At 35.6% G+C, this 10,952-nt stretch carries 9 protein-coding genes and 1 pseudogene; 2 read left to right on the top strand and 8 right to left on the bottom strand.

What is annotated here, in order from left to right:
* Nucleotides 1–119 precede the first annotated feature (119 nt).
* The 6 genes and pseudogenes from JKP81_RS23300 to JKP81_RS23325 all read right to left on the bottom strand — a co-directional run.
* Nucleotides 120–1,190: pseudogene (locus tag JKP81_RS23300) on the bottom strand (DNA-binding protein); the annotation flags it as partial.
* Nucleotides 1,187–2,491, bottom strand: a complete 1,305-nt coding sequence (locus JKP81_RS23305) for a site-specific integrase (protein WP_200553612.1) — start codon at nt 2,489–2,491, stop codon at nt 1,187–1,189. The gene JKP81_RS23305 and the pseudogene JKP81_RS23300, both read right to left, overlap by 4 nt.
* Nucleotides 2,484–3,686: a site-specific integrase gene (locus JKP81_RS23310; RefSeq protein ID WP_200553613.1), complete on the bottom strand. Its 1,203-nt coding sequence runs from the start codon at nt 3,684–3,686 to the stop codon at nt 2,484–2,486. Before JKP81_RS23310 ends, JKP81_RS23305 begins: the two co-directional genes overlap by 8 nt.
* Nucleotides 3,687–3,968: 282 nt before the next feature.
* Nucleotides 3,969–4,283: a hypothetical protein gene (locus JKP81_RS23315; RefSeq protein ID WP_110820585.1), complete on the bottom strand. Its 315-nt coding sequence runs from the start codon at nt 4,281–4,283 to the stop codon at nt 3,969–3,971.
* Nucleotides 4,284–4,304: 21 nt separating this feature from the next.
* Nucleotides 4,305–4,511, bottom strand: a complete 207-nt coding sequence (locus JKP81_RS23320) for an AlpA family transcriptional regulator (RefSeq protein WP_001549561.1) — start codon at nt 4,509–4,511, stop codon at nt 4,305–4,307.
* Between the two features lie 272 nt (nt 4,512–4,783).
* Entirely contained in the window at nt 4,784–5,629 is an 846-nt protein-coding gene (locus JKP81_RS23325; protein WP_200553614.1) for a DUF6387 family protein, read from the bottom strand.
* Between the two features lie 273 nt (nt 5,630–5,902).
* Here JKP81_RS23325 and JKP81_RS23330 point away from each other — a divergent pair, with 273 nt between their 5' ends.
* Both JKP81_RS23330 and JKP81_RS23335 read left to right on the top strand, forming a co-directional pair.
* Nucleotides 5,903–6,637 (top strand): hypothetical protein, encoded by a 735-nt coding sequence (locus JKP81_RS23330; RefSeq protein WP_200553615.1) that lies wholly within the window; start codon nt 5,903–5,905, stop codon nt 6,635–6,637.
* Nucleotides 6,630–7,274 carry an RES family NAD+ phosphorylase gene (locus tag JKP81_RS23335; RefSeq protein ID WP_200553616.1) on the top strand — a complete coding sequence of 215 codons (645 nt, stop codon included), beginning with the start codon at nt 6,630–6,632 and terminating at the stop codon, nt 7,272–7,274. Before JKP81_RS23330 ends, JKP81_RS23335 begins: the two co-directional genes overlap by 8 nt.
* A gap of 432 nt (nt 7,275–7,706) precedes the next feature.
* Here the strand turns inward: JKP81_RS23335 and JKP81_RS23340 are convergent, their stop codons facing one another.
* On the bottom strand, nt 7,707–9,203 hold the full coding sequence (locus JKP81_RS23340; RefSeq protein WP_200553617.1) for a DHHW family protein: 1,497 nt from the start codon (nt 9,201–9,203) through the stop codon (nt 7,707–7,709).
* Between the two features lie 8 nt (nt 9,204–9,211).
* Nucleotides 9,212–10,699 (bottom strand): MBOAT family protein, encoded by a 1,488-nt coding sequence (locus JKP81_RS23345; RefSeq protein WP_200553618.1) that lies wholly within the window; start codon nt 10,697–10,699, stop codon nt 9,212–9,214.
* Nucleotides 10,700–10,952: the final 253 nt, after the last annotated feature.

Genomic DNA, 10,952 nt, shown 5'->3' on the forward strand with positions numbered 1-10,952 from the left:
TCGAAATGTTTTATAACAGTAAGCGTCGGCATGGTTCTAGCGAACAGATGTCACCGACAGAATATGAAAACCAGTATTATCAACGGCTCGGAAGTGTCTAGATTATCCGTGGCGATTCAGTTTAAGAAACTTTTCCCACCATCCAAACTCGTTCTTTTAATTTTTAAAACACATGATTTATGATCAAATAAATTGTACCCCAGTGCATGGCAAACTTGTACAACGGTCAATTTAGCTTTTTCATCAACTGTTGGGCAAAGCTCATGTCGGTAAAATTTATCCGGGTACTTTTCGCACCAGTGAGCAAGTGCTCTTGCATTTTGTGATAAGGAAAGTAATCTTCTAATCGCTTTCTTTGCAACTGGTATCATAACCCGTGGAATCCATTTGATATTAGGGCCATACCCTTTTACCGAATAAAATCTCAACCCATATCTTTCGATACCCTTGCCATCTATTTGTGTAATCTCACAATCAGCAGGTAAGGCTAAAATTTCAGAAATTCTGCTCGGACAACAAAGTAGAAGTGCAAATACTGAACTGGTGAACTTATCCCTTGGACTCAGTAACTCATCATTTTGAGAAAAAATATCAGCAATAGCGAGCAATGCTTCTTCATCTGGTAACTTATCGCTTCGGTGATAATCCTCAATCTCAGGAAGATAATTGTTTTTGACTTTCTGTTTTACATGGTTTTTCCATGAGATATATCCTGACTTCACAAGATTATGTTCACACAGAAACTTTGATATTTTTTCAAGCTGTATTCCACATTTAGCCAAAACGTTACCTTCAAAATATTTACTCCCGATCTGCATTGCCTCATCGAAAACAACGGCTGTAACATTATAAATGAGACCAGTGTTCTGAACCTGCAAAAGGGCCTGTTCGAGACATCGCAAGGCCATCATAATAACCCCATAATTTTTCAATGGTTTCAATGTGTGTTGATATCTGATATATGCTTTCGCAAAATTGATATAATCTTCGTGCATTGCATCAATGGAATCAAAGATTTTATTTCCAATCCCTATTTTTCTAAATGTGACATATCCTTTCCAGGCATACTGCTCCCAATCCTGAGTTTGGGTTAGTCCGGACAGTTGATAGCGACAAAATTTTATGAACTCATTATAATTTTCTTCTACAAGAATATGTTTTTTTGATTTGAACAAAATAATATTATTCATAGTTGATTCACCTCACTGCGATCAATCGGAATAAAAAACATACATTGATTGCAAGGAAATCCTGAATTCTGACTCTGGCATCTACTTGAAGAAAAAAATTTGAAATGACTACTCTTTTTCGATTTGATTCCGTTCATAAAAATATCAGCGACAAATGACAATTGTTCTGAAACAGCGGAATCAATCCTTTCAACACTGTCAGCATGATTTTTAATATAAATCCCCGCACTTGAAGTAGATGAATGATCCAATAATTCAGCTATAGTATTAACATTATGCCCATTCTTAGCCAGCATAGTTGCTATTGTATAACGAAGCCTACGAGCAGTAATATTTAGTATCGAACCGGTACGGTTGGATATTACATTCCCATTATTAACAATACTTTTCAATGCTACATTAGCAATTGTAGGCTTCGCATATAATTTATTATTTTCCAGAAGAATTGAACCTGTTATGGATAAATCTGAGAGTTTTTCCTCATTTAAGAAAATAGGAACTTTTCGTTTAGAATAATCATCAAGAGTTTTTCCAAGAGCTTGCTCAACAAGTTTCACTGATTGATTAGCTTGCAATTGAACAATTGATGCAACCTCTGATATTATTGCAAGTTCTCGATATCGTAGTTCTTTACCCCGTTGTTTTACTCGTGGCACTGAAATTACATATTCTACTTTGCCATTATCTAAGTTCTTTTGAAGAAGGTCTTTATATTTCAACATAACTAACTGCTGAGGTCTTCTACCTGTAAGACTGATCAATAGTGATATTGCATAATGTGGCAGTGACAGTTCACCTTTTCTATATGCATGATTCATAGCCTTAATCAAAGAAGTATGTTCTTCTTTATTTAATGGTCCCTCTGTTGGATCATCTTGAAGCACAGACTGACCAGATTTTTTTATTCTTAGGTCCAAATGCTTTAACAGTTCTACCGCACTTTCATCTATTCCCGGATATCCTAACTCAAACCATTTAATCAAAAATGGTCGTAAAACGCGAAATGATGCTGGGGCTTTTGATAATTTCTTATTTTGATATTCAATTAGAACCTTATCATCAATATGAGTAGGAGATAGTTTACGGATAAGACTCTCCATATTTCTAACAATATTTTTCACATACAAATAGCTGTTGCTATTAAAATAATATTGTACTGTATATACAAACCCACAAACCAAATTTTCGTTCATAGCATATATTAAGTTTGTAAGATTGATTCCGTTATTTTCAATCGAACTGACGATTTTATGTTCATGCAAAGACATTTTATCAGATTTATTTTTAATTAAATTATTCATCAAATTCTCCTTTGAATAGTTGCTCTTGTTGTTCAAGTGCAGTTTTTTTCGATAGCTCATAAATATGCCTGCGATTATAAATCATTGAAGTTTCTGAACCCGGTCGCCATCCCATGAGATAAGAACGGATTTGTTGCTCTTTTTCATCGGATATGTCCTGATTCTTGTCTATTGCTTTCGAAAACTCATAATTCCATGTATGTCTGAGTTTGTGACCTGTCAATCCCCCTAGAAGTGAGGAGGATTGACGAACAACACTCACCACTTTGTGATATGAAGAAAATGAAATAGGTTGCCCTTGAGTTTTTCCTTCCTTATAAGTAATAAACAGGAAATCATGTTTGTTAGAATTTTTTATGTTTCTTCGATCATTCAGAATATAATCTGAAATTTCAAACATGAGCTTTTTATCAGCAATTAATTTCCTCTCACAAGTTTTAACTAAAGGCTGATACACTCGCGGATCTGTTTTATCATTTGCTCTTCTTCTTATTGCAATTGTCGATTCGGCAAAATCTATATCACCAATTCGCAGATTCAAAAGTTCACCTGCTCTCAGGCCAAAGCAGTGTAATAGCAGGAATATTAGATTGTTTCTTTTTTGCACTTTTTCTGAAAAAGGATTTAATTTGCTACCCGGTGCAAGAATGCTAAACAAAGAATCCAATTGTTCATTATTTAAACTTTTTTCTATATCCATATTATATTTATCATTATTTCTCGGTTTCTTTCGTTTTATGTTGTTAATGAAATCTAAAATATATTTGAGAGTATCCTTCTGTCCTGTATGAGAAAGATGTATTTTGCACAGCCATTCCAGATAGTTAGCTATGGTTGTTATCCGAAAGTACTTAGTTGGTTTTTTGACATTTGAACTTCTAAAATTATCATTCTCGCCATCTCGAAAATTGAATGAAGTGAATTCGATCAAATCTTCAATTTCATGAGGAGCCAGAAATATCCTTTTCTGAATTCTTTCATCAATATTGATCTCTTTCCTCATAAAGAATCGATATAACAATGAAATGCTACCGGCAATAACCTTCATTGTTGATATAGACTCTGACCGATTCCTGACCTGTGTTGTTATATACAAATTTGGATAATACAATGGCTCACCAGTTTTTTTATTTACAACATGACAATACCTCTCTCCATTTTCCAACATAAACGAATCTACATAAATACTGCTCATATTTTCCTCCTAAACCTTACAAAAAGTATAATTCCAATATATTAATAATAAGCATTTCGTAAATTTACAAATTTATTTGAATCGTTAGAACCATTTATTTAAATTAAAACAGTGAGATAGACGATTATTCCTGTCAAATTATCATCTGGTAGATCTAGTTATTATTATGTACACCTAATACATCGAAAACTATCTCACTACCTTGCTAATAAACGGCGACAAAAATAATGTAAACTATTTTGTAAGGTTTTAAGTTAAAATATGGACTCAAACTTTACATTTTTACAAAAGAGTTCTCAGACCAATATGATATTGGATTATACGCTTTGAAAGACTTTTCATTTCTACAGGGCATTTAATTAGTGAGAACCATGTTTCATAGACATAAAACTGATCGAAAATATTAAGCTCAAAAATCGCATCTAGCGGTTCTCTCAGATTCCCAACTAAATACTGGCTTAACCAGTAAACAATCTTTCTGTTAAATTCATTATCAGGTAAATCATAAATCGCTCCGGGTTCGAAAATCTTACCAAAAAGATCTTCGCCTAAATTGCACATATAGTTTTCTTCACTCATAAATTCTTCGATATTCATAACAATCTCTCCCAAGTTTAATTAAGCAACTTTTATTCTGCTTGTTTCGATAACTGATTGAATCCACTCGTCAACTTCACTCTCGACAAAAGCAACAGCACGAACTCCGATCTTCACTGGTGCCGGAAATCGACCTTCACTGATCAGACGATAGATCCAGGCCTTTCCGTAGCCAGTTCGTTCGAGAACTTCTGGTAAGCGTATGAGGCGGGTTGCTTGATTTTTCATTTCGTTATCCCTTGTCGTTTCGGTGAAATCACTATATGAACAGTTGGGAAAAGAAAGGAGTGAAGCTCCTGAAGCGGAGGTTCTTCGCTGCTATGCAGGATGGTTTTCTCGAAGTTGGTGTCGTACAAAACAGGGGAACTTGAGAGTAGCTGAAATTCCCCTGTTTTATAGCAAATGGCAAAATGGCTGGTTTAAAGTAAAAAGCAAAAAAAAAGCATCATTTACTATGATGCTTTTTTTCATGTTAAAAACAGACAGTTATAGATAAAATACTAATCCGATAGTTTCATTACATCAGAGACTTTCATTTGCTTCAAATGGCTATTTTTGTTTATGAAGTAATGGAATTGTCGGATAAAGTCAGTTGTGCAGGATTTAAGAGCCAAAGGCCTGTCGGTATCTTTGATTTGGCTGGACTGCCTCATTTCGCTTTCTTCGTCATCGTCTGTGTATAGTAGTCTGGATAACCTGTCGTCAGAGACACGGATTTTTTTAACGGCTGCCCACACCAGGATATCCAGCATAGGTATTACACGATAACTGATGAGTTTCTTGATAGTTCCATACCCAAAGCGTACTGATTCTAAAGGATCTGGTTCGATACCTTTGATTTTACGCCACTGCGGTAATGCAGCTTTAAGCGACTCTGCAATCTCTTCGTCTGTGCCACTTGCCAAATCAATCTCGAACATGACGGTTCGTGAAAACTGATCTGGCATAATATCTGAAAGTGATTCTTCCCGAAGATCCCTGTTTATTGAATAATTGTCATCACCATCCCAAACAAAACCTCCGCGTTGCATAGCAATGATGCTCGTTTCAGCAAGGCGATCAAGGGTTGTTAGAAAAAAATGGGGAGGCTGGAAAAGTTTGTTGGCAGGAGTCATGTATCCCAGTTGCCCTTCTTCGATTAAAAAAGGGTTGCCACTGAAAATTTTTGAGAAGTAACCCATAAGAGTTCTGCTCTCAAACTCTTCTCGATACTCCTTAAAGAACAAGTTACGAGCCCATATCTCATGGTAGAACTGGAGCAATGAGAGGTCTTCAAATTTGCGATATGTATCAATCTTAAACCAACTCTTGATTTCTTTTGTATGCTCTGGTGACCAGTTGTTCAAAATCCATTCTCCACCTATGCTGGTACTGCCCTAAGGATAGAATCGAGCTATGGGAAAAAGTTCCTGCATTCGCTAACCCATGAAAAGCACAACAAACCTTGTCCATACATCTACTTTCTATGCCAAAAAGCTGCCATCTAAAACCTCTTTTTCGGAGAAAGCCCCTTTTTGATTACGGACCTGCTCTTCAGCTCCCCTTGTTACACTTGACGTTTAAAAAATACTCAATATACTCAATATATGCGATGTAATCAAAATACTCAGGAGGTACATATGTCAGCACCAGTTAAAGAGAAAAAAGCACCACATAATGATGATGATACGTTCGTCCAGTGGCCCATAGTCGTTGATGGTCCTTCAGTTCAGAATCTGGAGACCGACAATGATATTCAGTATCTTGTTATTCCTGTTAAAAGCAAGTCTGGTCATAAGGTTAATGCTCACTTGTTTGATCGCAGTGATTTTGAAAAAAAAGTCAGGACATTTCTGTTATCGGTAGGTTTAGAAAATAATTTTATTAAGATACATTCTAAATCCTACAAAAAAAACTCTCATTCTAAAAATAAATCAGAGCTTGATATATTTAAAGGATTCGAAGATCATCGTACCAGAAACGAAGAAAGAAAAGCCAATTTAAGAGAATATGTTTTAGCTGATGCCAAATGGCTTGATGCGAATCAATTATCCGAGAAGGTTGGTTTTGAAAATAAAAATCGCAGTGCAGGTCCGAGTACCTGGAAGCGCAGAAACAAAATATTTGCCATTTCACATCAAGGGAAAAATCTTTATCCAAGATACTGTATGGACGAAGCATATCAACCATTACCAATCGTTAAAGAGATTCTCGACATCTTTGATGGTACCAAGAGTGGTTGGTCACTGGCCTTTTGGTTTGGTACAAGTAATAGCTGGTTGGGAGGCTCAAAACCAAAAGATGTACTTGCTGATGATAAATCCCAATTAATAAAAGCTGCAAAAGCTTGTAAGGATGGTTTGCAACATGGCTAATAAGAAAAGATCATCCTTTCCAAAACCTCATGCCAACATATCTATTAATAAAAGGACTATTGATGCAGGGACGCATCTTTTCAGAATACATCCATCAATATATGGTGGTGTGACATTCAATAACAGTAGTAATGGTAATGCCCGGTTTAGCCCTATTACAAATCGTGCAACAAAGAAAATCATTCCAACAATTTACGCTGGAGACCTAACTGAGGTTGCAATTTGCGAAGTGGTCTTCCATGACATTGATCTATCGCAGGATCAGATTATTTTTGAGCAAAAAAACCTTCATGGCAAAAACCATACTGAATTAGAAATAGTAGATAATTTAGTTGTTGCTGTTATAGATCATACCTCTGTAATTAAAATGAGGGCAGGTAAAAAATTAATCCATTGTGACCCTACCGAATATAAAACAACAAGAATGTGGGCTGAGTATATCCATGATCAACATAATGATGTCCAAGGATTAGAATGGCCGTCCAGACAATATGAAGGAAAAGCATATGTTTTCTTTGAAGATAGAATAAAAAATACTACATTGTCAATTTCAAAATCTACTGCGGTTCTTGCGGATAGAGAAGTAGTCGAAAAATTTTTGGATATCGCAGATCAGATGAATATCACCATAGAATAGTCCGACATCAAAAAGCAGATCCTGCTTCCACAGTTCAACTACCAGCAGGGAGTTGAACTGTGGATTTGTTATCTTTTGATACAATTTACCAATCGGCTAATCGTGAGAACTCATATCATTAAGATTTATGGTTCCTTTTTAGAACCACACATAAAATTAAAAGTTTAAATAATATTAAAAATCAATGGAATGAATGGTTAATTACAGGGACGCCAGCCCGATGAAGTCCTAAGAGCCCGCACGGCACAAGCCCTGCGGGCTTTTTGTGTCTGTAATCGTCCGAGGTCATCCGGCTAAATCCAGTGATTATTGGTATACGTTTAGCTATACAGTGGGATGTATATCTAAAATCGTATACCAATTCATGCAGGATTTCGGGGCAAGGCCACGATGGTTCCTTTTTTAGTATATCAACGTCGCTGGCTAACTCATTCAGTGAGTGATTTTTATTTCTCCAATGCTAAAATCCCGACAATTCTCGATAGAGTCAGGCTGTATATCGAATCTAATTTTTTTTATACCCTGAGCTTTTCTCCAATGAGCAATTTTAGTCATATCAAAAACCGCTCCATTTTGAGGAAGGATCATGCTAATACTATTTTCTTCACTAAAGTCACCTTTGTCTGTACTCCAAAAAAACTGAGTCATAAGATCGGACTTATTTTTTTTGCAATTGACATTTATATAGATGCTATCTTTTTGTGTATTGATTATAGAATTGAATCGGAATACAATAAAAGGATCATTTCCAATAATTTCATAAGTGTCATCTTTTCTTTTGACATCATGAGAATTGTCATATTGCCCAACAATCATATTATCTAGACTTGCAGTTTTAAGCGCATGAACAGGTGGCGGAGACAAGAAAAAATCATTAATAATGCTTCGTTCAACACTTGTAACAAATACATAGTCTGGCTTATAAGTTTTAATCACATTATACAACCAGACAGGATTGGAACCAAAGTAATGAAGTTGAACTACGTTAGTAAAAGAAGATGCCATAAAGGGCGACATTGCAGTTCCAAAGGAATCCCTAAGCCAAAGCACCTTAGCATTATTACGGGCTTTGCTTGAGACAACGCGAATTGGTTTGCTTGGGGCATCAATAAGCACGTTGACGCTTTTACTGATTAACGAATCTGTCGCAAAGTCATATTTTTCTATGTCAAGACTTTCTTTTGAGAGGACATCAACTTCTTGATAGTGATCTATTGTAAAATTTTCCGTGCGAAGGAATCGAGACAAATCACCTCCGGCTTTATTTTGCCAGCCCGTATATTTCCCGGTATTTTCGGAACGATAAGATTCATCATTAAATACATTCTTCATAAAGTAGCTAAATGCTAACCATCCACCTAATGCATTCCAATGAGTATCTGTTTTATAATAAAGAGGCTCTTTATACTTCGATTTCTGTTCAATTAAGTATTTAGTGGGATCAACGAATATGCCTTTTTTATCGGCATCTAAAATTGCGCTAACCTGTCTATATTCCGCCGGGCGTGCCCATTGTGGCAAGTATTCTCCATAAATACTTTCTTTGTCAGGGCCGACTAAAATTTTAAATTTTTTCACCCCATTTTCCATGAAAAAATCGTTCCACTGCTGTACAGAGACAGATATTTTTTGTGCATTTTCTATATCATTTTTAGTTGCACCTTTTCGTCTGTTTGATACCGTATTGGATTCTTGATCACCTAAATATAACCAGCCATTGCGCCCGACAATCACTTGGTCTGGAAAAAGGCTAATGCCATAAGTAGACAGTATCTTGCTTACAGGTGCTGTGACTGAATCCAATTTGTAATATTGGCTTGTTTTAATATATTCAGTTAATCCTTTATTCCAGTTAAGGAAATTGTAGATAGGCAGTAGTGTTAGCATCAATGCTGAAACAATTAAAAATGTAAAGACATGTTTTTTCATATCGTTGCTCAAAATTTTGAATACAGAGAAACGCTATTTGCCCCAGATAAAGCTGATAGCATGGCGACAGTGAATAAAAGAATCGATGCAGCAGTTCTTGTTTTTACAGAAGTACTGACGGTTAATTCAGTTGTATTTTTTTGGGTGATAATAAAAAACGCTACAACTACAAAAATTAAAACTAGAATGTTTTCTGAAAGACCAATGGGGATTTCAGGCAAGAATTTTTCCAGAAAAAACCCGGACCAAGAAAGTTTCCATGTTTCTATATCTGCTGGTATATCGTTGTATATACCGCCTAACCCTACCATTCCGCTCAAAACTTTTATTGCCGAATCAAGATCACGTGATCTGAAGAAAACCCAAGTAATATTGATGAAATTGAAAGTTATTAACCAAGCGATTGGTTTTGGAATCGAAAATTTTAACTTACCCCAAATTCGATGGATGATAAGAGCCAGACCATGTAACAGCCCCCAAATAATAAACATCCAATTTGCCCCATGCCATAATCCACCGATCAAAAAAGTTATCAGAAGATTTGCATATGTTATCACTTCACCTTTTCTATTTCCCCCAAGAGGTATGTAAATATAGTTACGCAAAAAACGACTCAAGGTAATATGCCACCGACGCCAGAAATCTTGAATATTTAGCGCCTTATATGGGGAGTTGAAATTTATTGGCAATTTAATATTAAAAAATAAAGCTGCGCCAATAGCCATATCCGTATAGCCACTAAAATCAAAATATAGCTGAAAGGTATAGCTAAGACTGGTGAACCATGCATCCAGAATGGTTAAATGCAATGAGTGGTCGAATCCTTGATTGGCCCATATCGCGAATACATCTGAAATTATCACTTTTTTAAAAAGGCCGATGGAAAAAATAAAAATACCAAGCGAAATATTTCTGTAGTTAATTACTTTATTCCATTTAGATGCAAATTGAGGGATCATATCCTTATGGTAAGTAATTGGTCCGGAAAAAAGTTGCGGAAAAAAGGTCACGAATAATAAATAGTTAAGAAAGCTATAGTTTTCTGTTCTCTCTTTATAGCTATCCACTATATAAGCTATTTGCTGGAAAGTGAAGAAACTGATAGCAAGCGGCAATGCCATATGCGGGAGCTTAAAATGAGCCCCCAGGGCATTTAGGTTGGACAAAAAGAAATCTGTATACTTAAAATAGCCAAGTAAAAATAAGTTAAATGCAATTCCCAAGATAAATATTATCTTTTTTAAATCGCCATTTGATTTTATTTTTATAGATTCTAACGCACTATTTCTTAAGATTGAACCAACCAAGAAATTAACAATTATTGAAAGAAGTATAAGTGGCAGAAAACGAACATCCCAAAAACCGTAGAAAAATAAACTTGCCAGAACCAGCCATATTTTTGCGAGCAGACTTTGTCTTATGTGGTTAAGAAAAAAATACACAGAGAATGATATTGGTAAAAACAAAAAAATATATTGGTATGAGCTAAAAAGCATATCCTAACCTTGTGCCAATCAGATAGCATAGAAATTTAATAAGATTTTACAATTATACTTATAAAAAAATACTTTTCCAAGTATCTCCAAACACTTATACAGAACTATATGAAACTTAGTATCGGTGAACAATGTGAATCGCCACGGATAATCTAGACACTTCCGAGCCGTTGATAATACTGGTTTTCATATTCTGTCGGTGACATCTGTTCGCTAGAACCATGCCGACGCTTACTGTTATAAAACATTTCGA

Source organism: Kosakonia sp. LAM2021 (genome assembly GCF_016620385.1).
Classification (GTDB): domain Bacteria; phylum Pseudomonadota; class Gammaproteobacteria; order Enterobacterales; family Enterobacteriaceae; genus Kosakonia; species Kosakonia sacchari.

Coding starts and splice junctions, on each gene's coding strand:
- JKP81_RS23320 (WP_001549561.1), bottom strand. CDS start 4,511: ATGAAAAATCAAGCAACCCGCCTCATACGCTTACCAGAAGTTCTCGAA.
- JKP81_RS23340 (WP_200553617.1), bottom strand. CDS start 9,203: ATGAAAAAACATGTCTTTACATTTTTAATTGTTTCAGCATTGATGCTA.
- JKP81_RS23310 (WP_200553613.1), bottom strand. CDS start 3,686: ATGAGCAGTATTTATGTAGATTCGTTTATGTTGGAAAATGGAGAGAGG.
- JKP81_RS23305 (WP_200553612.1), bottom strand. CDS start 2,491: ATGAATAATTTAATTAAAAATAAATCTGATAAAATGTCTTTGCATGAA.
- JKP81_RS23330 (WP_200553615.1), top strand. CDS start 5,903: ATGTCAGCACCAGTTAAAGAGAAAAAAGCACCACATAATGATGATGAT.
- JKP81_RS23335 (WP_200553616.1), top strand. CDS start 6,630: ATGGCTAATAAGAAAAGATCATCCTTTCCAAAACCTCATGCCAACATA.
- JKP81_RS23315 (WP_110820585.1), bottom strand. CDS start 4,283: ATGAATATCGAAGAATTTATGAGTGAAGAAAACTATATGTGCAATTTA.
- JKP81_RS23345 (WP_200553618.1), bottom strand. CDS start 10,699: ATGCTTTTTAGCTCATACCAATATATTTTTTTGTTTTTACCAATATCA.